Annotated in this window: 12 protein-coding genes; 9 read left to right on the top strand and 3 right to left on the bottom strand. The window is 36.7% G+C overall.

Annotated features, from left to right (window positions below; all coding sequences use genetic code 11):
- Positions 1 to 140: 140 nt before the first annotated feature.
- The 6 genes from DDY94_RS03100 (at position 141) to DDY94_RS03075 (ending at position 15,631) form a co-directional block, all read left to right on the top strand.
- Positions 141 to 611, top strand: a complete 471-nt coding sequence (locus DDY94_RS03100; RefSeq protein ID WP_111682584.1) for a hypothetical protein — start codon at positions 141 to 143, stop codon at positions 609 to 611.
- A 250-nt stretch (positions 612 to 861) separates the two neighbouring features.
- Positions 862 to 2,181, top strand: a complete 1,320-nt coding sequence (locus DDY94_RS03095; protein WP_111682583.1) for a hypothetical protein — start codon at positions 862 to 864, stop codon at positions 2,179 to 2,181.
- Between the two features lie 51 nt (positions 2,182 to 2,232).
- A complete protein-coding gene (locus tag DDY94_RS03090) occupies positions 2,233 to 3,702 on the top strand; it encodes a T9SS type B sorting domain-containing protein (protein ID WP_111682582.1) in 1,470 nt (489 codons plus the stop codon).
- 1 nt (position 3,703) lies between these two features.
- Positions 3,704 to 6,331: a PorP/SprF family type IX secretion system membrane protein gene (locus tag DDY94_RS03085; RefSeq protein WP_111682581.1), complete on the top strand. Its 2,628-nt coding sequence runs from the start codon at positions 3,704 to 3,706 to the stop codon at positions 6,329 to 6,331.
- Between the two features lie 65 nt (positions 6,332 to 6,396).
- Entirely contained in the window at positions 6,397 to 14,613 is an 8,217-nt protein-coding gene (locus tag DDY94_RS03080; RefSeq protein WP_111682580.1) for a T9SS type B sorting domain-containing protein, read from the top strand.
- 28 nt (positions 14,614 to 14,641) lie between these two features.
- Complete coding sequence (locus DDY94_RS03075) at positions 14,642 to 15,631, top strand: PorP/SprF family type IX secretion system membrane protein (RefSeq protein ID WP_111682579.1); 990 nt, start codon at positions 14,642 to 14,644, stop codon at positions 15,629 to 15,631.
- Here the strand turns inward: DDY94_RS03075 and DDY94_RS03070 are convergent.
- A complete protein-coding gene (locus tag DDY94_RS03070) occupies positions 15,626 to 16,414 on the bottom strand; it encodes a winged helix-turn-helix domain-containing protein (RefSeq protein WP_232817808.1) in 789 nt (262 codons plus the stop codon). The two genes, DDY94_RS03075 and DDY94_RS03070, sit on opposite strands and share 6 nt — an antisense overlap.
- A gap of 191 nt (positions 16,415 to 16,605) precedes the next feature.
- On the opposite strand from DDY94_RS03070, the gene DDY94_RS03065 reads away from it, so the two are divergent.
- From DDY94_RS03065 to DDY94_RS03055, 3 genes are all read left to right on the top strand, one after another.
- Positions 16,606 to 17,169, top strand: a complete 564-nt coding sequence (locus tag DDY94_RS03065) for a YceI family protein (protein WP_111682577.1) — start codon at positions 16,606 to 16,608, stop codon at positions 17,167 to 17,169.
- A 4-nt stretch (positions 17,170 to 17,173) separates the two neighbouring features.
- On the top strand, positions 17,174 to 17,767 hold the full coding sequence (locus tag DDY94_RS03060; protein ID WP_111682576.1) for a hypothetical protein: 594 nt from the start codon (positions 17,174 to 17,176) through the stop codon (positions 17,765 to 17,767).
- A 225-nt stretch (positions 17,768 to 17,992) separates the two neighbouring features.
- Positions 17,993 to 22,894: a PQQ-dependent sugar dehydrogenase gene (locus tag DDY94_RS03055; protein WP_111682575.1), complete on the top strand. Its 4,902-nt coding sequence runs from the start codon at positions 17,993 to 17,995 to the stop codon at positions 22,892 to 22,894.
- A gap of 72 nt (positions 22,895 to 22,966) precedes the next feature.
- On the opposite strand, the gene DDY94_RS03050 is transcribed toward DDY94_RS03055, so the two are convergent.
- On the bottom strand, positions 22,967 to 23,347 hold the full coding sequence (locus DDY94_RS03050; protein ID WP_111682574.1) for a hypothetical protein: 381 nt from the start codon (positions 23,345 to 23,347) through the stop codon (positions 22,967 to 22,969).
- A gap of 12 nt (positions 23,348 to 23,359) precedes the next feature.
- Positions 23,360 to 25,480, bottom strand: coding sequence for an elongation factor G (locus DDY94_RS03045; protein ID WP_111682573.1), 2,121 nt, complete (start codon positions 25,478 to 25,480; stop codon positions 23,360 to 23,362).
- Positions 25,481 to 25,502 lie beyond the last annotated feature (22 nt).

The raw sequence follows: 25,502 nt of genomic DNA, 5'->3' as shown, positions 1-25,502 counted from the left end.
TTATCCAGTATATACGCAGTTTATCCGATTTTTATGCACTTAGAGTGTTAAAAAAAATTACGAAAAAAGGTGAAATTTTGTTGTTTTTGTCATTATTTTGTATAGATTTGTCTCCGTTAGTCCAAATCAAATTTGTAAACATGAAAGCAAAACTTACTTTATTTAGTGTATTATTTTTTCTAGCAATCGGCTTAGGAAATTCTCAAGATAAATCCACTAAAAAGGATAATGACAAATCACTAAGTATTATTAGTGGTAAGGTAAATATTTCAAAATACCATAGTCGCGAACAATTAGATGAGATGTCTAAAGGTGAACTTCTTACCCTATATATAGAGCGTATTGAAGTTATCGTAAATATATTACCAAATATAGCCTTCGCTACTAAACCAGGTGTTACCATGAAATCATTAGGTATCCCTGAAACTAAGGAAAACAAGAAAGCTCTAGAAGAAAATATTGAAGCCTCAGATGATTATTTTGAAAGTACTGTAGAGTTTCAAACCAAGATATTACCATATTCAGATACTAATGATCTAATCGCGGCCATCTTGTTTTATGAGTCTACATTAAAGTCACTTCATACATACAACGACTTTAAAGAAGATTAATCTGATATAAATTACATTGACCTCACCTATTGGTGGGGTTTTTTTGTTTTCAAGATGTTGATTAACAAAGATTTATTCTTGACCTACTATTAATTTAATCGTAATTTTTTAAGAAAATGTAAGAAAATTATGAATGAAATGTAAAAAAAGTGCATTTCATCGATATTTTCTTGTATTTCATAGGATTTATTCCTATGTTTGATGCTAATAGTAAAAAACCCAAAAAATCTAACAAACGAATTTAACTACTATGAAAAATTTTATTCAAACCGCGCTTATTTTTCTATTAGTGTTAAGCAATTGTTTTGCACAGCAAGAGAAAGGAATTATTGGCTATAACAATTGGCTAGATTCATGGACTGAATTTAAACCTAGTCAACCAGACTATGGTGAGCCTACTCAAATTTTGAGTGGAAAGATCACAAAAGATACTAAACTTCTAAAACGCGATGTGTACCTGTTATTAGGTGATGTTTTTGTTACAGATAGTGCTACTTTAACTATTGAGCCAGGAACAAAGATCATCGGAGATTTTGAAACTAAAGCTTCATTAATTATCAGTAAAGGTGCTAAAATAATCGCTAGCGGTACTGAAACTGATCCTATAGTTTTTTCGTCGAGTAGAGATAATAAAAAACCTGGTGATTGGGGTGGCATTTTTATTCTAGGTGATGCACCTTTAAATACATACGGAGAACAAGCTTCTCTAAACTATGGCTTACGCCCATCATCAACAGAAAGCATTGCTTATGGTGGTCAAAATCCTGAGAGCAGTTCAGGTGTTTTTAAATATGTAAGAATTGAATTTGCAGGTAAAAGAACCAAAAAATATGGTTTCTTAAATGCCCTAACATTAGCGGGTGTTGGAAACAAAACGGTAATCGAAAATGTTATGGTCAGCTATAGTGCTGGTAATGCATTCAACGTTCTTGGTGGCTCTGTAATTCTTGAAAAATTAGTGTCTTACCGTTCAAAAAGTAATGACTACGAATTTAGCCAAGGCACGCAGTGTCAACTGATCAATTCATTAGCAATAAGATCCCCATATATATCGAGTGCCAATGGTTCACGAACAATGGTTATTAAGTCTTTCGAAGACAAAGAAGAAACAGATTCTTCAAAGCGTCAGACGTTTGTAAATGCAGAGAATTTAACACTGGTTAATGTTTCTGACGATATTAAATCTGATATGGAAATCGGATTGGTTCAAGAGGCTATTTACATTGATGCGGATGCTTCATTTGCAATTAATAAAAGTGTTATTTCTGGGTTCTACCCTGCTGTTATTCTTGATGATCAAATCAAGTTAAACAATGAGAATTTAGAGAAAATACAATTTACAAGAACGTATTTCAATAATTGTAAAGGGAATATTTTTAGAAAAGGTTATACCAACAACGATGATCTTGAAAGCTGGTATGGTAGTAGAGCATTCAATAACCTCTATGCAAAAGGTTCTGATAAAGAAACCTTTATAGATGTGAAAAATAGCAGACACCCTGATTTCAGGTTACAAGTAAATCGAATTATCGCTTCTAATGATTTCATCGACGATGACGATGACGATTAATAAACTAACAAAATACTAAGAGCCTATAGGTTAAAAAATTACAGCTAAATCATGCTCCCAACTCATAAACTAAATAAACCGCTAATTGTTTTATGCCTTGTAGTAGCTTGTTTTTTTCAAGAACAAGTCTATTCACAGGTTGTTATTGGGCAACCCACACTTGGGTTTAGTCAGGCATGTGCTAGTGATGATTTTAACACCTATAGTACAACATTTGTATTTTCTCCTGAATCTGCCTTAGGACCATCCAATCAATTTACAATAGAATTATCAGATGCTGATGGCGATTTTGCCAATGCAGTTGTAGTTTATACTTCCAATGCAGGTTCTATTACAACATCTCCGGCCACTATAGATTTCTCTTTACCTGAGACTACCGCTGGTGAAAACTATAGAATTCGAGTTAAAAGCAGTTCTCCAGTAGCTACAAGCTCTGGCTCTGTTTCATTTGCTGCGTATTATAAGTTACAGGATTCGCCTTTCACAATTAATAATTTGGTGTCAACAGGTGCGTATTGTACAGGTGGAAGTTACCTTTTAACCATTGACAATCCTGGCACAGAAACTAATGATTCTCCATTAAATTATCCTTCGTTAACCTTTAATTGGTATAAAGAAACTAGTGAAACCACTTCGGTTTTTGTTTCTGAAGGTCCTACCCTAACTGTAAGTGAGGAAGGCACATTTTTCGTAGAAACTAACTATGGATCCTGTACTTCAAATTCATTTTCGAATCGCGTAACCATCAGCGAAGTGAGTATTTCTGGCGAAGCGGATGCCACTATTGCCTCTAGCTTAGGTAATCCTTATTGTCCGGAGCAAGGTTTAACAACCTTATCTACTATTGGTGGTAACAGTTACCAATGGTTTAAAGATGGTGTGGAAATTCCTAATGCTACAAGTCAATTATATCAGACGAATGAGTCTGGTAATTTCTCCGTTCAAGTTGATTTAGGAGAATGTTCTGCCTCTGGTTCTATTGAATTAGTGAGTGAATTATTCTTAAGTGATATTAATGTAGACGAATTAAACTATATTTTTGAAGGTGAGTCTCTACCAGTTACGGTTACTGATAATGCCATAAGCCCTGAGTACGAATGGTATCTCGATGGCCAATTAATAGTTGGTGAGACTGAAAACTCTATCCTCGCAACAGAGATGGGCGATTATGAAGTAGTAATCACGGAAACTTCAGGTTGCACAGCTTCAGTTATTTATGAATTTACGATTGAACGTGGCATAGACCCATTTCCAGATGTTCCAAATATTCCAAATGTGATTAGTCCAAATGGCGACTTAATTAATGACACTTGGGTTATTCCATTACAATATACAACTGGCACTAATACTGAAGTCGTTATTCTTAACGAACAAGGTGTTGTTGTTTTTCAGACGATAGATTACCAAAATAACTGGCCTGTAGATGATTTAAATCTTACCAGTGTAAACCAACTGTTCTATTATATTATTACAACGGTTGACGGCGAAGTAAAAAAAGGATCAATAACCATAGTGAAGTAGTATGAAAGCCCCACTCCTGATCCTCATAGTATACTTCTGTTCCTTGCAAATGGTATTTGCCCAGCAAGATGACGGCGTGGTTTCTTTTGATTTACCAGTACGAAATTCATTGGTTTTTAATCGATATGCTATCAACCCAACCTTCACATTTGTAAGAGAACAAAATAAATTCATCAGTTTTAATAATAAGCGCGAATGGATTCAATTTGACAATGCACCAGAAACGTTTATTGGAAGTTATTCTGGTCGTTTTTCTGAAAATATTGGTGCAGGTATTGCTGCATTTCAGCAAAATTATGGTGTTTTAACAACTTTTGGTGGTTTATTAAACTTCGCATATAATGTGAAACTCAATACGGATAGTAACCTAACCTTCGGACTTAATGTAGGCGCCTACAGCAGTGGTGTTAATACTTCTAATATTGTCACTAATTTTGACGATCCTTCATTACAAAATGTACCATCTAATTTTTTAATGACCGTTAATCCAGGAATCAATTATGGTACAAAGTTTTTAGATTTTGGTGTGTCCTTCAATAACCTAGTTCTATATAATTTTGAATCATCAGAAATGATTCAGGATGATCCAAGACAAGGTATCCAAGCCCATGTAATGCATACAGGTTATTTCAATGGACGAGGATTTTTTAAAGACACTAAATTCACAGGAATATTAATGTCTGAATTTCAACAAGACGAAACTATTATTTCTGGTATTGCATCTCTTAATGTTCCTAAAGGCTTATGGTTCCAAGTTGGTTACAACAACCGATTTGGTGTATCAGGAGGTGTGGGTCTGAATATCACTAAAAATATCGCACTAGAATACAATGTTGAAAAAGCCATTGGTGAACTAGTAGAGTTTGGCCCTTCCCACGAAATAACGCTCGCTTATAGAATTATTTCGAAAAAACGATATGATTACAGTGGTGATGAAGAAGTAAGTGGTTTATTCTCAAGAAAACGAAACCGTCCAATTGTTGAAGCTACTGAAGAAGAACTTGCAGGAATAAGAGAACGAGCAGCAGAACGTAGAGCAAAAGCAAAACAACTGCGTGAAGCTGAAGCACAAGCCAAGAAAGATGCCGAGGCCAATGCTATTGCTGCCGCTGAAGAAAAGGCTAAGAAAGAAGAAGCAGAACGTGCTCAACGCGAAGCTGAAGCAAAGAAGGCAAAAGAATTAGCAGATCAAAAAGCTAAAGAGGAGGCTGAGCAGAAAGCAAAAGAACAGGCAGAAGCAAGAGCCAAGCAACTTGCTGAACAAAAAGCCAAGGAGCAAGCTGAGGCAGAAGCCCAAGCAAAAGCACTTGCGGAACAAAAGGCCAAAGAAGAAGCTGCCGAAAGAGCTAGACAATTAGCAGAACAAAAAGCAAAAGAAGAGGCTGATAGAAAGGCTAAGGAAGAAGCTGAAGCCCGTGCAAGAGCACTAGCTGAACAAAAAGCGAAAGAGGAAGCCGAGGAACAAGCGCGTTTATTGGCTGAACAAAAAGCCAAAGAGGAAGCTGCTGAACAAGCACGTTTATTGGCTGAACAAAAAGCTAAAGAAGAAGCTGAAGAACAAGCGCGTTTATTGGCTGAACAAAAAGCTAAAGAGGAAGCTGAGGAACAAGCACGTTTATTAGCTGAGCAAAAAGCTCAAGAAGAAGCTGAAAGAAAAGCCAAAGAAGAAGCAGAAGCACAAGCTAAACTTCAAGCTGAACAACAAGCAAAAGAAGCTGCTGAAGCGGAAGCTAAGGCCAAAGAAGAATTAATTGCCAATCCGAAAGATGAAATTGGTAAAACTATAGCAACCTTAACTGAGGACGCAGAGAAATCTACAAGAACACAAAAACGACTGTTAGAAGAATTTGAGTCAATTGTTGATATTAAAGATGAAGACCTTAAAGACCTTAAAGAGGAAAATGATCTGTCTGATCAAGGAATCGCAGTTCAGCCTAAACCATTCAAAAGTGTAACAGCCGAGAATAATAAATTGGCATCAATTAAATCAAATCTAGATGAAGTGATCGATGCTCAGAGCAAAAAGATCGATTCGTTGAGAACGCTATATGAAGAGCGCTTTAAGACAACAGAGCTAGATGAAGTTACGGTTTATTACAGAAAGAAAATTGAGGCACTCTCTAATGAACAGGCTGAGGCTATAGTTCTAAGAGATCGCTTAGATGCTAGATTAGAAACCATTAGAATAGCTACTGAATTTGAAAAGAGACGACGAATTAAACGTGCGGCTTATGATAATGAAGCTGATAGATATGCTCAGGATAGAGCAATGCTTCAAAACATAAAGCGAACGACTAAACCAGTCGGAACTCCATATACTGAAGCTGATTTTGATTTCGGTGAGAATCAAGGTGAAAATATTAAAATTTTGAAAAATGTAAGCAATACTGAAAGTGGTTATTACCTCATTATTGCAGTACACAGTGATATAAGTAAGAGAAATGAATTCTTGACCAAAGTTGTGGCATCTGGTCGAGCGAACGTTGATTTCTTCTACGATGTGAGTACGAGTAAATATTACATTTACTACAGTAAGTTTGATAGTATCCGTGCCGCTAATAAAGCCATGGAAGCTAAAGGAGATAGACCATATAACGTAAATATGTCCCTCGTGAAAATAGAGAATTAATAAGTTAAGCAGTTCTTCACTTTTTCAATGCCCCTTGAATTAGTGAGGAAGTAAAACCGAGTATCATGAAAAAACCTACTTTTTCAAAGGCATTAATTGCACTTCTAGCTATATGCTTTAGTGTGGTAACCTACGCACAAAATTATGTGCCATTCACACCTAGGTTCAACGAAGATTTAAAAGGTGACATAGTATTAATTGGGAATAATATTCTGGGACCTAATAATGATCCATTTAATGATGGTTCAGTCTACAATCACAACGTAGACATGCAATACATCGATATTGATGGTGATCCAACAACATTTAGTTCATCGAGTGCAGATCTAGAAATACCAAATCCAAATTGTTATCAGATCATATATGCTGGCTTATATTGGGGTGCTGTAAATCCTGGTGCTGAACCTATTACTGAAGTTCGCTTTAGAGGGCCATCAGGAGGATATAATGATGTTACCGGTACTGTTATTTTTGATGCTAACGGATCTACAATCGATGGAGGTGATAGTTTTTCTTATGCTTGTTTTGCTGATGTAACCGACATTGTAACTTCATATGGGCAAGGTAATGACCTCGGAACATATACTGTTGCCAACGTTTCTTCAGGATTAGGTGAAACGGCTAATTTTACACCATATAACGGTACAGGACAATCTGCGGGTTGGTCTCTATTCATAGTTTATGAAGACCCTACTCTACCTGGCAAATCAATTACAAGCTTTGATGGTTTTAGCGCGATTAGTGTTCCTGGTGGAAACCCTAACTTAGATATTCCTGTTGATGGCTTTAGAACAGTACCTGCGCCTGCACCAGTAAGAGCAAATTTTGCCTTTGCTACGCTTGAAGGTGATAGTCCAATTTTAGGTGATCGACTTAGATTAAACGGTGTAAGCTTATCCACTACAGATCGACCTGTAGCCAACTTTTTTAATAGTTCAGTAACACGACTTGATGCCACGCCAGTTAACAATCGCGTACCAAATAGTACAAACACACTCGGTTTTGATACAGGTACTATCGCTATTCCGAATCCTGGGAATTCAGTTATAGCAAATGACGCAACAAATGGTGTAATTCGACTAGAAACTAGTGGTGACACTTATTTTCCCTATTTCTTTGCTTTCGCGGTTGAAATCATTGAACCAGACATTGTTCTTACAAAAATTGTTGAAGACGATGCTGGAAACGACATTGGAGGACAGCTAGTAGGTCTTGGCGCTCCATTAAATTATGTGATTGGTTTTCAAAACATCGGAAATGATAATGCCACAAACTTTCAGATTCGTGATGTTTTACCAATCAACATAATTTATAACCATCCAACGGATCTTATTTTACCTCCAGGTGTGACTGTTGCAAGTTACGATCCGATAACACGCGAATTGATATTCGACATAGATAATTCTTTAGTTGAAGAAGACGATCCGCGATACGAAATAAGAATAGAAGTTCAGGTCGTGGATACTTGTGGTGAACTTGCTGATGCTTGTTCAAACATTATTAATAATCAGGCTTTTGCTACGTATAATGGGTTTTTCAACCCTACGTTCCAGATTACAGATGATCCTAGTTTAAATAGCAATACGGGTTGTTTATTAAGTCCACAGGCCACTAATTTTTTAGCAGATCTCGATTGTGAATTTATAGAAGAAATTGTTCTCTGTGGTGATACGGTTGAACTTACAGCTGCCAATGGTTACGATTCATACACTTGGTCTACAAGTCCGTCAGGTACTCCTGTTATTGGAAATACACAGACTATTACTGTAGATGCAACAGGTACTTATTATTCATTCAATAATGCCATAGCGCCTTGTCAGTCTATTGAACAAGTATTTGAAGTTGAATTATTTGGTGGTGACATTCAAAACCCAGTTATACCTTATGCTGATGAAGTGGTTACTTGTCCGAATGACGGTAAACTTCTTCCAAATATTTTCTTGTGTGGTGCAAACGATTCGAGATTTATTCAGACTAATATTTCAGATTCAATTTCAATTATCTGGGAACAATTAGATGAATCTAGTTGTGCTGCAGTTAGTGACCCTGATTGTGCCAATGAAGATCCTGCTTGTACTTGGAACGAAGTAGCTACCGGTTCTGACTTCCTAGCTGATACTGCTGGGCAATTCAGATTAACAATTAACTATCCTGGTGGTTGTTTTAATCAATTCTACTTTAATGTTTATCAGAATCTGTTAGTGCCAACAGTCGTTTCAACTGATATTATTTGTGCTACAAATGGTAGTATAACGGTTAATGATGTGCCTTCTGGCTACGAATACAGTATTGATGGTGTTAATTTCCAAACAAGTAATGTATTTACAATTACAACACCTGGCACCTACTCTGTTTATGTAAGACAAATTGGTGTTCCTACGAATCCATGTATTTTCTCTGTACCTGATGTATTGATTAGAGATCGTAATTTTACGGTGACTTCAACAATATCACAGCCACTATGTTATGGTGAATTAGGTAGCATACAACTTGCGGCAAACGACGTAGATCCTCAGTATACTTTCACACTTAGTGAAGGCGGTACTTTGGTTAATACAGTTGGTCCGATTATGGAGAACACCTATTTATTCGATAATTTGAATCCTGGGACTTATACAGCAACGGTTGAAACAGAAAACGGTTGTTTTTATTCTGAAGATGTTACAATTACAGAGCCGCCTTTATTGACCGTTACTGCGGCATTAACAACACCTTTAACTTGTACTGAAGGAGAGATCACTATTTATCCTGAAGGTGGTACTCCACCCTATTTCTATTTTATTAATGGTTCAACAGATTTCCAAACTGTGCCAACAATTACAGTAACTGCACCAGGAACTTTTGATATATTGGTTGTTGATGCCAACAACTGTTCGGCGAATACCACCATTACTGTAGATCAGATTCCGACTCCAGAATTTAATATTACTACCACTGATATTCTTTGTGGTGGCACTGGTGATACCGGAACTATAACCATTGATGTTACTAATCCTAATGGCAATTCAATTTCATATAGTATAGATGGAGGAGTAAACTTTAGTAACTCCAATATTTTTACAGGTTTAGTTGCTGGCGACTACGATGTGGTATTAGAATATTCTTCAGGTGCGTCGGTATGTATTACCACACCTCAAACAGTAACAATAATTGAAAATACGGCTATTTCAGGTACTGCAGAATTGACTTCAGACTTTACATGTAATGGTACTGGAAGTATTACAGTAACTGGTGTTTCAGGAGGAAATCCACCTTACGAATACAGTATTGATGGTGTTAATTTCCAAGCGAGTAATGTTTTTACTGGTTTAACACAAGGAACTTACAGCATCACCATTAGAGACACAAATATTTGTACTGCGGTTACTAATGACATCACCATCGATCCGTTAGATCCTCCAACTGACATGGACTTTGCAAATACACCAGTTGTTTGTCCGGCTTTAACAAGCGATGTTACTATTACAAACGTAGTTGGTGGAAGCGGTGTATTAGAATATCAGATCATAGCACCAGCAACTGCGGTTACACCTTACCAAGCTTCAAATGTATTTACTGGATTAGCGCCAGATACTTATACATTCCAAGTGAGAGATGAAAACGATTGTACTTATACTGAATCTTATACAATCGATCCAATTCCAACACCAACCATTGATGTTGTATTAACAGAAGGATTAGACTGTACTGCGACTCCAGATGCTGAAATCACAGGAACCATTACAGGTACAGCGCCATATAGTTATGAAGTTTCATATAATGGTGCGGCCTATGCGAGTGTTGGCTCAACAGGAGCAACATTTACATACAACACAGCAATTGCTGGTACCTATCAATTCCTTATCACAGATGCTAATGGTTGTACTGCTGAATCTTCAATAGTTACAGTAAATCCAATTTCACCACCTGCATTCAGCGCTATAATTGAAAGTCAACCTATACTTTGTAATGGTGATGCAAATGGTGCAATCGATATTACTATTGACACGTCAGTTGGTAATCCACCGTTTACAATTAATGTAAATAATGATATAACTGGAACTGATTACGGTACGCAAACCACAAGTTTACCTGCCGGAACATATACAATTACCATTACGGATGCTAATTCGTGTGCTACTACAGATACTATAATTATTTCTGAACCAGATGCCATAAATTTTGACCTTAGTAAGGTTGATATTACCTGTAGTAATCCAGGTGGATCGTCATTGGGTTCAATTACAGTTGAAAATATAGTCGGTGGAACAGCACCATTTACGTATTATATTTCGAATAATTTTGGAGATGTAATTCCAGGTAACCCATATGTGGCGGCTTCAAATGAAGACCACACCTTTAACATTATCAATTTTGGAGTTTATACGGTTAATGTTGTAGATGCCAATGGGTGTAGCATGTCTCAGCAAATAGTGATGGCATCTCCTCCATCTGATCTTATAATTGATGTGAATATCGCTGTTCCAGATTGTACAACTGGAGGCGTAGCAGAAGTTACTGCAGTATCTGCAGTTGGTAGTGGTAGTTATGAGTTTGGTATTTTAGAATTCAATACGATTCCATACACTTCAACATTCTTTCCACCAGATACACCTGGCGGAAATGTAAGAACGTTTACAAATTTGATTCCAGGGGTTGTTTATACTTTCGTGGTTCATGATTTGGTAACGGACTGTTACTTCGTGAAATCTGCAGATTTTGCGATCGATCCTGCTTCTACATTGACATCAACAGTTCAACCTAATAATGTTACTTGTACAAGTACTGCTGATGGAAGTGTGACCTTTACTATAGATGATTTTGATGTGACTACAACATCTGTTGATTATTCAATCTACTCGGCTTTTGATAATCAACTAGTGGATGGACCATTTAATGTTCCTGTGACCTTTGGAGTTCCTGAAACGGTGACCACAGCAGGAAACCTATCTCCTGGTCAATATTATCTGGTATTTACCGAAAACGGAACAGGCTCATTTAATGGCTGTAATACAGCGTCACAAATATTTGAAATATTAGAATCGCCAGTACCTTTAGATCTTACAGTTTCTGTTGATCAGAATGCAAATTGTAATCCAAATTCTGGTGTGATCAGTGCAATTGGTCAAAATGGAACTGCTCCATACCAATATCAAATAACAACAACTCCTGCGGCACCTTTAGCTACAGATACTGGATGGGATTCAGCAAGTACATTTAATGTTGATGCTGGTAGCTATTATATACATGTTTTAGATGCTTTCGGATGTATTGTTTCTAGTCCTGTTACCATTGTAGATCAGGATGATTCTCCAGTGATTTCTGCAACTTTAAGCAATGCGTGTGAGATTACAGATGGCAATTATGAGATCAACGTAAATCTTGACACACCAGGAACAGCACCTTACAGCTTTAGTATTAATGGTGGTGCATTTCAAACGCAGACTACTCCATTTACTATTTCAAACTTATTTGCAGGTACACATACCATCGAAATTCAAGATGCTAATGGTTGTGGAAATACAATTTCAATAGACATTGATGGGCCAATAGACATTACACCTGAGGTTACAGCTTTACCTTCATGTAATAATGATGATGGTGAGATCACTGTAACAGGATCGGGTGGATCAGGTTCTTATGCCTATAGTATAGCTCCTAACCCGGCTTCAATTAGTTTAGCAGGAAATATATTTACTGGTGTTCCTTCAGGAATATATACCGTTATAATTACAGATACAGTGTTATCATGTACAAGTGAAGTTACCATTACGGTACCTGAAGCAATAGTTCCATTATTCGACCTAACGTCTTCAATTACAACATGTTTTGGAGATAATACTGGTTCATTCGATATCAACGTATCGAACTTTACTGGCAATTATACTTATGAAGTTTTTGATGACCTAGGTGCATCGGTGACCGGTGTAGTGAATGCCAATATGTCTACAAATCCATTGACGGTTACTGGTATGCAAGCTGGAACTTTCACTGTAGAAATCACTCAAACAGATTATCCTTATTGTTCAAACACAGGAATAATTGTCATTAGTTCGCCACTAGAAGCCTTAACTCTTGCTTTACAAGAAACATCAAACGTTACTTGTAATAATAATGAAGGTACAATTACGGCCATCGCAGATGGTGGTTGGGGCGATTACGAATTTGAATTGTCTGGTGATGCAACTGTTGCTTACTCAAGTAACAATGTATTCTCTGGATTATCAGCTGGAACCTACACCGTGACCGTTAGAGATGCTGAAGGATGTTTAACTTCTGAAGTAATCACACTTACTGAACCGGCTCCAATTACTGCAACTTTTACTCCAAGTACAACTACATTAGCTTGTTTTGGTGATCAGGATGCGAGCATAACGGTAGATATGGTTTCTGGTGGTCAGGGTAGTAATTACACCTATACCCTGAATATGATTTCTCCGCAAGTGAGTTCTTCAGGACCGCAAACGTCGAATGTATTTAATGATCTAGGTGCTGGTACGTACAATATCACAATAACTGATGGATTTGATTGTGAAATGACGTCTTTAGATATTGTCATTGCCAACCCAACAGAATTAGATGTTGACTTAGTAAGAGCTTCAACACAAACCTGTTTTATCGAATCTACATTGACGCTATCAGCTTCAGGCGGAACAGGTCCTTATGAATATAGTAATACAAATGATTTTACAACCATTTTAGGAAGTTTTGCTTCTTCTACAACCTTCTCTGTTCCTGAAGGTGAATACGCTTACTACGTTAGAGATGCTAATGGTTGTATTTCAAACATATCAAATGAAATAACAGTTGATCCTCTACCAGAGTTAGTTGTGAACCTAGAATCTTCTAATCCGTCTATTAATTGTGCAGGCGATAATACCGGATCAATCTTAGCCGATGCCCAAGGTGGATTAGGAGATTATAGTTATACGCTTCAGGATGGTCAAGGAAACCCAATTGCTGCGACACAAAATACGCCTGGTTATTTTACTGAATTAGTTGCTGGTGATTACATTGTACTTGTTGAAAGTGGTGATTGTAGCGCCGTTTCTGCACCGATTTCTATCACTGAACCTTCAACACAGTTAGATGCAACTATTGCTGTAAATAATGTAACCTGTGCTGGCAACAATAATGGTTCAGTTGAAATAACTGCAACTGGTGGAACTGGTGTTATTCAATATGCGATTTCTCCACAGTTGAATCAATTCTTTACAACCAACATTTTTGAAAATTTAGCTGCTGGTGATTACGATCTCATCGTTCAAGATGAATTAGGATGTTACTTAACGTTTAATTTCACAATTCTCGATCCAGAACCAGTGATCATCACCATTATTGGCGATTCTTTCTTCCCTGAACTTTGTGAAGGCGATGCGAATGGTGAATTCAGTATTGATATTGATGGTGGAAATATGCCTTACAGTGTGAGTCTTGATAATTACGACGGACCATATACTACGGGCGGACCGACTCAAACTGTATTCGACTTTACTGATCTTGAAGGTGGTGACCATATAGTATATATCAGAGATGCTGAAGGTTGCGAATCTGAATGGAATATTACTTTCCCAGAATCAGTAAGCATTAATCCTGAGTTACTCATCGAAGCTACTTGTGATGATAATGTTCAAAGTAATATGGTGACGGTTACTGTAGACGACACAACTGTTGACTTAGCAGACCTTGATTATTCATTAAATGGTGGACCTTATCAATTAAGTAATGTATTTGCTAATGTTCCTGTTGGCATGGATCACTATATCAGTGTTAGACATACCAATGGCTGTATTGTGAATACGGAGTTTTTCGATATTGACCCTACAGAACCGGTTGCCTTAGCATTGTCTGAAGGCGAGCTTAATGAAATCATTGCAAATGCTACAGGTGGTACGGGTGATTATACCTTCACTATGAATGGTGAAGATTATGGTAGCGAAAATAGCTTTATAATTTCTGAAACTGGTATTTATACCATTGTTGTGACAGATAGCAATGGATGTTATGCTGAAGCCCAAATAGAACTTGAATTTGTAGACATCTGTATTCCAAATTGGTTTACGCCTAATGGTGATGGTGAGTATGACACCTGGGCGCCAGGATGTACTGAGAATTATCCAAATTTAACCTTCGATATCTTCGATCGTTATGGTCGTAAAGTAGCTACTTATCGTGTGGGTGAAGTTTGGGATGGACGTTATAACGGTCACGAATTACCAACAGGCGATTATTGGTTTGTTGTTCAAACGAATGACCCAAATGTGAATAGAGAGTTTGTTGGACATTTTACCCTATACAGATAAGAGAATCTATTGAATTAAACCTACTAAGATGAAAAGAATTTTACTATATATTATATTTCTGATTTCAGCTCAAGGCTTTAGTCAAGAGTTAAACTTACCTGTATGGACCCAATATTTGGCAGATAACGATTTTGTGATCTCGCCTACTTATGCAGGTATTGGTGATAATTTAAAAATTAGAGCCAATGGTTTAACACAATGGGTTGGTATTAAAAACGCCCCAGACAATCAATCGCTTTATGCAGACTTCAGGATTTCAAACCGATCAGGGATTGGATTTTCAGCCTATAATGATAAGAATGGTAATACAAGACAGAAAGGTCTTAAGCTATCATTTGCCCATCATTTAATCCTAGATTGGAAATCGAAGCAATACCTTTCATTTGGTATTTCTTATAATATTAACAATTTCAGAATTGATATCGAAAATTTTAATACCACTTATGAAATCCCGATCCTCGATCCAGCGATTAATGGCGACAGAGCGATAAACAATAATAATTTTGATGCTGGTTTGCTTTACCGTTGGAATAATTTCTATTTGAGTTTTAATGCCAACAACTTAGTATCTAAAGATATTGATGATTTTACAGGTGGGATTGAGCCTCGCCTACTTTTGAATTATCAACTTTACACGGGATATGTCATCACACCGAAAAGCAATAAAAATGTAGAATTTGAACCTTCTGTTTTCTTTCAGTTTTTTGATAGTGATAATCGTTCTGCAACTGATTTGAATTTTAAATACCGTAAATTCAATCGAAATGGCGATTATTACTGGATTGGAGCTTCATATCGATTCCTTAATGATCAATTTTTAGATCCTTTGAATCTTGGACCAATGGCCGGAATTTTACATAACAAGCTTTATTTTGCCTATTCTTACCAAATGACGTTTAATGATCTTTCAGGATTTAATTCTGGGACACACGTCATTACTATCGGATTGAATTTACTGCAAAGTGCTAGTAACTGTCCGTGTACTAAAGGTACGAGTCAGAGTTATTATAGGTTATAGAATTTCGAGCTTATACCCTACACCATGAACATTGGTCAGTTTAATGGAGGTGTCTGATTTAAGTTTTTTACGTAATTTGGATATATAAGTATCTAGACTTCGACCTACAAATACGCCGTTGTCTTCCCATACTTTTTTGGTGAGCTCGTCGCGCTTAATAACTTCATTAGGACGTTCAATAAATAGCGCCAATAACTCACATTCCTTTTTCGACAGCGCAATTTCCTCAGCTTCTTTAATCAGTTTATTTTGCTCAGGATAAAACTTAAAACTACCAATAGATTCATAATTGATAACTTCTTGTTCATGCCGTTTTAAATAGATTCTCTTGTACCATAAGAACAATACCAAGGCCACGAATGAGGCAATAATTGCACCTAGAACAAAATTATATTTAGAATTGGGTACTGCCCTTTTGAAAAAATCAACTTCAATATAATAACAGGCCTTTGGTAAGAAGCGACTTGTACAAGGAATAATTGTGCTTTCTAGCACAGCCGTCATTTGATAACTGTAAGCCACCTCTTGGTCTTCACACTGAATGACTTCTACAATATAGTGTTCAGGTAAATTAGAAGCTTTAAAGCTACTTTCTATTTGGCTTACGAGTATATTAGGTTCAAAAGTAAGTGGCGCATTAAAAGCTAATTGGTATTTATTAGCCTGTAATTTCTTTACAGGTAAGATTAAAGAAGTAGAATCATTTTCACTTAACAATAACTTATTCCCTGCATCGCGTAAAGCAATTTTTACTTGTTTAGAAAAATCATCTTTATCAGCCATACACGACGATAAACAGACAATTAAAGCAACAATTATGAATTTAATGATTAGGCGGAATTTCATAGTACTTACAAATAACCAATTTTTCCTATAAATTTTGCAAGGCTTTGACACTTCTTTTACACTTTTTTGACATTCGCTAAGCGTGTGGCCTCTAGTTTTACTCCATCAATAAATCAAAAATCTATATCATGAGAAAATTATTTCAATGCTTAACATTTATTATCCTTTCTTCAGCTTTTGTTTATGGCCAGGAAAAATTAGAGATCAATACTTCGAAGAGTGAGCTCAAATGGACTGGGGAATATTCATTTTACTTTGGAGGTCATAACGGTACAATTAGTTTCTCTGAAGGTCATTTCATTAAAACTGGTGATGTTATTTCAGGCGGTGAATTTATTATCGATATGAATTCTATTGTTTGCCTAGATATTGAGGATGAAGAAGGAAATGCGAGCTTAGTTGATCACCTTAAACATGAAGACTTTTTTGAAGTTGAAAATTTCCCAACGGCCAAATTGGTGATCACAAACGTTAAATATCATGACCAAACAAATATGAAGATCAGTGCAGATCTTACTATAAAAGGTATTACCTTACCCATAAACTTTCAGGCGAAAGTTGATTATGATAAACAACAAATGACTACAAAATTTAAGATCGACAGACAGCGTTGGGGTATTGACTATAACAGCAAGATCAGAGATGGTGCCATTGCAGACGGAATAGGATTTGAGGTCACTTTAAGTCTTTAAAAAAATGAAACAGTTCTTCGTACTATTAGCACTACTCTATTCGTTTTCAGCGTTTGCGCAAGATCATAAGGATAAAGAAATACTTGTTGCTGATAGTACGTGGTCTAAAGAACTCATTATGTTTCCTTTGGGTTTTGCGCCTGAGATCGATTACGAAGGCTACGAAGATATTCGCTTTGCTAAGGGTTGGAATGATCCTAAGGGTGATTCATTTTTTACCTATGCATTTGTCTGGAATATTAATTTAGAAGAGCCTCCAAATGCTTCAATGTTGAATGAATATATGGCCTTGTATTACGATGGTTTAATGACTGCTGTAAATAAAGACCAGTCAGTTACAGTGCCAGATTCTGAGATCAAATTTGAGATAGATGAGGATAGTTCAGATGCGCTAAATTTCAAAGGTATTATGAAGGTGTATGATGCCTTTTTTACTAAGAAAATCATCACTTTGTATGCTAAGGTTGAGTCCTTTTACTGTATAGATCAGAATAAATACATGTTGCTGTTTCGTATTTCAACCTTAGATTATCAAAGCACTATTTGGAATCAACTTCAAACGATACAACTTACTGCAAATCATTGTGATAAGAATTAGCGTATTCTAGAATTGCAATTAAAATAATTAACAAATACAGTAGTTCTTTTCTTATTAATTTAAGTGTTTTGTCTAAGCTTTTATTCTATAAGTAACACACAATTTTCATCCTAGCTAACTTTAACGGATTTAATATGTTATCATCGATTAATTGATTAATTATTACAGAGTTATTATACATTAGTATCGCTATTAATTTATTTACTCGCTATTAATCAATTTAACATGAAAGGTATTATTTCCAAAAAACCTATTGGAAGTATAATAAGATATTTTATACCCAAATCGTTTCGAATACGAATTGCTCTAGTTGCAATTTCATCTGTTTTACTATTTAGCTATTCTCATTATTTTTCAGGTTCTGGTCTGCCGTCTCCAAAAGTGATCGGTCCTTATGCAAATAATATGTTACCTGTTGGTGCAGATTTAGATATTGATGCTACCTACAGAGTGGCCTTTCCTAACCTCACCTTTTTCTATCCAATTACTTACAAGCATATCGACTCGAGAGATAAGGTGATTATTGGTCAGCTTAACGGTGTTATTTATTGGTTTGACGATGATGAAGCCACTACCGTTAAAAATACATTACTTGATCTCTCTGGTGAAGTTGGACTCGTTTCTGATGGTGGATTTTTAGGCATGGCGGTTCATCCAGATTTTGATGCTTCCACCAATCCAAAGAATTATATATATGTCTATTACGCCACTAAAAATTCATTAGGACAAGACTCGCCTGGATTTGGGCAATATACCAATCAAGGTTGTACTTATGGGGAAAGTGAATATCAGGGTAATTTCTTAATTCTTGAACGTTTTGAAGTTGATCCGGCAACCATGGGATTTGTTGCTAATTCAAGAACAACGATCATGAAGAATAGAATGTATGGAACTACACATTATGGTGGAGGTTTAGAATTCGGTGACGACGGTTTCTTATATCTAACAACTGGTGATCAGGCATCATGGCAGCGTTCTCAGGATATTGCAGATAATCTTTCTGGTGGTTTGTTAAGAATAGATGTCGATAAAGATCCAACCAAGAGTCACCCTCCTGTGAGAGTAAAACCTACAGATGCTGGTCATTCTGATGAAATAACTGGTGTTGAATATTGGATTCCGAACGATAATCCATTTTGTGATTCTACACCTGGTTCTACGACAAACTTATATGGGCAACCCGATTTAACGACCCAAAATCCAAATGATGTTTATCAAGTTGGTGATTTCTTTGAGGAATACTATGCAATAGGTCTTCGGAATCCATTTAGAATGACCAAGGATAGTTTTACAGGTGAATTTTATATTGGTGATGTTGGACTTAACACTCACGAAGAAATTAATGTCGTAAATGCTGGTGCAAATTTTGGTTGGCCACTGTTTGAAGGCAATATTGCTGGTCCAGGTTGTTATTCAGATCTCTTCAATGAGATGGACCATACTGGTCCGTTAGTAGCCTTTAGCCCTACTGATGCCAATTCTATTACTGGTGGATTTGTATACCGAGGTACTGCTATTCCAGAACTTTATGGTAGATATATCTGTTCTGATTATGGTAGTGGTGATGAAATCTTTTCTGTAGATGTCGCAACTGGTGAATACAACGAAATCGCCACCTTTTTACCACAAGATATCATTTCATTTGGTGAAGATGACGAAGGTGAATTATTTCTACTTCGTTTAGGGTTTAGTACAAATATTTATAAGCTCATTGACAATGACCCGAATTTTACGGCGCCTCCTCAGATGCTTTCACAGACCGGTGTTTTTACAGATATGAATACACTCGATGTAGTTGATGGTTTTGTACCCTATGAACTTTACGAGTCATTCTGGTCAGATGGGGCTTTGAAAAGACGTTGGATCGCTGTACCAAATAATGATGGTGTTCACTCCGGCACTAGCGAGCAAATTGATTATTCAGAATATGACGACTGGGATTTTCCTCCGGGAACTGTAATTGTTAAACACTTTGATCTTAAAGTTGATGACAATGACCCTAATATCACCAAGAAAATTGAAACAAGATTGTCTGTTGTAGACCAAAATGGTGATATGTACTATCTGACCTATAATTGGAACGAGACCGAAACAGATGCTATACTCCAGGCTTCAAGTTTAGAGGAAGATGTTGATATTGCTACTGTTGGTGGAGGTACAAGAACCCAAACCTGGTTGTATCCTTCAAATTCGCAATGTATTGAATGTCATAATACAGCCAACAAAGGCGCCTTAGGACTTAAAACAAGATATCTGAATACAGATTATACTTATGCCGAAACTGGGTTAACCGCAAATCAGTTAGTGACTATGAGTCATTTAGGAATACTAAATGAAACCATTACTGACGCAGATACACCAGATATAATTACAAATAAAAGACTAGATGACACCAATGCTACTCTGAATGAAAAGGCGAGATCATATCTCGATCTAAACTGTGCTTATTGTCATAGACATGATACGGATAACAGAGCAGAATTTGATCTTAGATATTATAACAATCTAGAAGCAACCGAATTATTAACTGCCGGAATTTTAAGTCCACTTGGCATTGATCCGAATGAAGAAATTCTATTTGCTGGTGATGCGTCAAAGTCTATTTTATTCCATAGAATGAATAGTGTGGATCCGGCAATAATGATGCCTCCACTTGCAAAGTCTATTCTCGATCAACCAGCTGTAGACTTAATAGAACAATGGATTAATCAATTAGATGCTGAAACAATAAACGAAGATAATGGTCCTAACCCATTTATCAATTTGGCTCTCTTGCCGAATGCTCAGTTGAGTAGTTCTGTCGCGCAAGGTACAGGCCGTGGTGATCTTATCGACATTCTCTATGATCCTTCTGTAGGTGATTACAAAGAAAGTTCAAATTTTGCCGAATATGGTGTGGCATTCCAACAAAATCTTGGAACTGTTGATGCTGATAATGGATTTTACTGGCGTGTAGATTGGCCAAACCCTCAATTTGTAAATTACATTACCATCGGTGGATGTTTTCCAAATCAGCCGCAGCCAAATACAATGTGGCGCGTAAGCTATTTAAATAATGGTAGTTGGATCACAATTGAAGAAGGAACAGGTGGATGGATAGATAATGGTATTTATGAATGGGATGGTTCTAATGAAGCTCCGAAGCTTGCAGATGCTGTTCGCGTTCAATTATACAGTGATGGTGTAAACGACTTGGTAAGTATTCATGTTAGAGGTCGCGGCGGAACAACGCGTTATGGTGGAGATGACACGGCTACTGAACCAAAAGCAACCATGTTTCAATTCCTACCGTTTGATGCTCAAACTACTATAGATAGTGTGGTTGCAGGTGCACAAACTGCTTGTGATTCTGCCGATAATACTTATACTCAAGAATTAGTTGTTACCTATTCGAATCCACCAGAAACTGGTGATTTGGTTGTAAATGGTCAGACCTTCCCTATTACAACTAGTCCGCAAACAATTACACTTACAGGATTGGATTCAGACGGACTCGATGTTGAAGTTACAGCAGAATTCACCGATGGCTTTAAGTCATTATACTTAAGTAATGCAACCGTATTCACTGCACCAGCAGAGTGTGATGATATTATCATTGGTGAAGATGAGAATATGGTAATGAATGGTGATCATACGGTTCCTGCTTCAGGAAGTATTGAAATTATGGAAGGTGGAAGTTTAACCGTTAATGGAAACCTCACTATAATTGGCGATGTCACTTTAAATTCAGTTTCAGATAAATATTCTAGTTTAATTGTTACTGGCACTACGACCGGTACCATAAAATATAAGAGACATGTCAATGCCTTTAATGGATCTACTGGTAATGACCTGATTTCAACACCGTTGAAAAATCAAACCTTCGGTAATTTTGCCACAGATAATCCTAATATATTTGAGAATCCGGGTAATACAAATCAAAAGTTGTTTGGTCCGTTTAACGAATCGACAAGTAGTTATGAGATCTATGATATTACCGTTAATGGTGCTTCACCTTTAACCTCTGGAGTCGGTTTCAGAGCAGCAAGAGATAGTTCAGAAGATGGAACACACGGAACCACTTTTACTTTTACTGGTGAAATTGAGTCTGGTGTTGTAAATACTTCGCTTACAACGGCTGGAACGTCGTTTGAAGGTTGGAATTTAATTGGTAATCCATATACTGCCTATTTAGATTTCGATATGTTCTTCAGTCAAAACAGTGCAGAGCTCGATCTTAATTCGTACCAAGCAATTTATGGTTATGACGGCAACGCTTCTGATGGATGGACAGTTTTAAATAATGCTACAACAGGTAGAATAGTCGCTCCCGGACAAGGTTTCTTCGTGAAGAGTAAATCTGGAGGTGGAACAGTAACCTTCAATCCAAATATGAGAGTGACGGGCACTGATGATGATTTCATATTAGGAAGAAACTCGAGTTCATCGCCACATCATGGGTTCTTAAAATTGAGAATCGAAGCAGAGTCTTCGGCATACAGTACAGACTTTTATTTTAATGAAAATGCTACTCTTGGCTTAGATCCAGGATACGACGCCGCTATATTTAATGGAGCAGCACCAGATTTTTCATTGTATTCTATTTTAGTTGAAGATATAACTGGTGGTTTACCATTTACGATTCAAGCCATGTCAGAAACGGCAATAGATAATGTTATCATTCCTCTTGGAGTAAATGCAGATCAGGGACAGGCCATTACCTTTAGTATTGCAGAGACTGATTTACCTTCAGATATTAATGTTTACTTAGAAGATACTCAGAATAATACATTCACATTATTAAACGATACTAATTATGTATTTACGGCACAAAGTGATATTTCTGGGCAAGGACGATTCTATTTAAGGTTTGAAGGAAATGCACTAAGTGTTTCTGAATCGCCAATCGATCAATTAGAAATATTTGCTAACCAAAAGGATAAAACAATCATTATAAACGGGCAGCTTCCATTCGATACCAATTTCACATTGTATGATATCAATGGAAAAGTAATTCTAAATAATGCTCTAGATGTTAATTCCTTAAGACAAGTAATTGATGCATCTACAATTGTTTCTGGGGTTTATATTATCGAACTAAATAATACAGCTAACCAAAAACGGATCGAAAAACTGATCATTAGGTGATGCAATCCTATAAAATTAAAAAGCCACGATTAATATCGTGGCTTTTTTTAATTGAGTTAGTTAAAGCAAAAGCTAGAGTACTTCTAAAAAGTAATCCATCATTTCTTCTTTAAGATCGTAGTGCAATTTTATATACGTTCGCATATCTTCTTTTAATGTGCGCTGTTCATTTTGAAGGCGTCCATCTATATTTTCATTAAAATCTACATTATTAATATTAGCAATCTTATTTCTACAACGGTGCAATAATTTGGAGATCGCGTCTTTTTCAATCATTATTCTGTTTTGAAAAACTTCAAGTTTTATCAAGTTCATAGGATCTTGTTCACGTTTAACAATTTCCTCTAACTTCTCTTCAAAGGTGTCCATTTCATTGAAATGAAATCTTAATTCACGTTTCCATGTATCTATATTGAACCTTAAATCGCTTAAATACATTAATTTAGTTTGCATATCTCGGTCGTTTTATGTGGTTATTAATTCTTGTTTTTTTACTAATTCTTTCTGAATATGTCCAGGTACAGCATTGTAACCACTAAACTTGGTGGTATAAGTCGCTCTACCTTGAGTGAGTGATCGAAGTTGCGTCGAAAAATCTGATAATTCAGACGTTGGAATGGTACACTTCAATATTTGATAATGAGCCTCTGTTTCAATTCCTTGAATAACAGCGCGTCGACTTTGAAGTTCGGTCATAACATTTCCTACCATAAGCTCTGGCGCTCGAAGTTCCATTTGCTCTATTGGTTCAAGTAACTTCGGATTAGCATTTAAGAATGCTTCCTTAAATGCATGAGAACCTGCGATCTTAAACGAAATATCATTAGAGTCGACAGAGTGCATCTTACCGTCATAAACCATAACTCTAACATCTCTGATGTAAGACTTGGTTAATGGGCCAGATTCCATAACTTCGAGAACACCTTTCATTATTGATGGTAAATAACGTTGATCGATTACACCACCAACAATGCAATTGTAGAATATTAATTTACCATCCCATGGCAAATTAACTTCTTCCTTACCTCTTATCGAAAATCCTTCGGGCTCAGGCATACCTTCATAATAAGGTTCTATTTTTAAATGCACCTGACCAAATTGCCCTGCACCTCCACTCTGCTTCTTATGTCTGTAATTTGCTGTGGCACTTCGTTGAATGGTTTCCCGATAGGAAATTAATGGTGATTCAAATCTTGCTTTTACATCATAAATGTTTTCTAAGAGCCAAATCAAAGTTGAAAGGTGTAATTCGCCCTGTGTTCCTACTAAGGTCTGATGCGTTTCGTTATTATAACTTAGATCTACCGTTAAATCCTGACTGTGGATACGTTTTAGTGCTTCACTAAGCTTTTCTTCTTCACTTGGTGTTTCGGCAAAGACAGCTTTTACAAGTCGCGGTTGCGGGAATTTAATTGGTTTAATCGTCCCGCCTTCAGGGGTTGAAGCCAATGTATCGTTGGTTTCAGTGTATTTTAACTTAGTGGTGGCGCCAATATCACCTGTGGTTAATTTCTGAACTGAATGCTTTTCCTTACCATCCATTATGTAGAGTTGGTTTAAGGTTTCAGATTCACCAGTTCGTGTGTTGAATAGTTTGTCATTAACCTTTACCTCACCAGATTTCACCTTAAAAAATGTAACCTGTCCTAGACTAGGTTGATAGATGGTTTTAAAAACAAAAAGTGAGGTGTCAGCGTCAACCTCAGGTTTAATGAGATCACCTTCTAAAGTTTGTTCTGGCTTTAGGTCTGCCGCTGCAGGCGCGACGTTATCAATAAAGCCCATCAAACGACCTGTACCCATATCATTTAAGGCTGATACGCAAAATACAGGAAAGAAATCGTGATTTAGCATTCCTAATTTAATACCCTGACGTAATTCAGCTTCATTTAAAGTGCCTTTATCAAAATAAAGCTCCATAAGTTCTTCATCATTCTCTGCGGCCTTTTCTACCAGCTCATTATGAAGTTGTTCCGCATAATCTAATTGGTCTTCAGGAATAGGTAACTTTTCAGGTTTACCGCCTTCTGGACCAAACTTATAGCACTTCATTTTTAATACATCAATAATACATTGTGCACCATCGAGTTTAATAGGATACTGAACTAAGACGGCGTTATTTCCAACGAGTTCTTTCAAACTGTTCACACTCATCTCGTAGTTTGCTTTTTCACTATCAATTTTATTGATGACAAAAAGTGTTGGCTTGTGATATTTATCTACATAATTCCAGATAATTTCAGTACCAATGTCTGCACCATGTTTAGCGTTGATGACGGTAACAATAGTATCGGCTACTCTTATCGATGACATAATTTCGCCAATGAAATCGTCTAAACCAGGTGTGTCAATTATATTGATCTTGTAGTTTCGCCATTCGGTGTGTAAAGGGGTGGCAAAAACAGAAGCACCTCTACGGTGCTCAAATTCGTGATAATCCGATACTGTATTTTGTTGCTCTACAGTACCTCTTCTATTTATTAAACCAGCTTCAAAAAGCATGGTTTCAGATAATGTGGTTTTGCCAGAGCGATGAGCACCAACAAAGGCCACATTTTTGATGTGTTTATTATCGAATACTTTCATAAACATTTAAATTTTGGAAATT

Source organism: Winogradskyella tangerina, assembly GCF_003260205.1.
Taxonomy (GTDB): domain Bacteria; phylum Bacteroidota; class Bacteroidia; order Flavobacteriales; family Flavobacteriaceae; genus Winogradskyella; species Winogradskyella tangerina.
The sequence above is the reverse complement of the archived record's forward strand: the minus strand, read 5'-3'. Positions and strand labels throughout refer to the sequence as shown.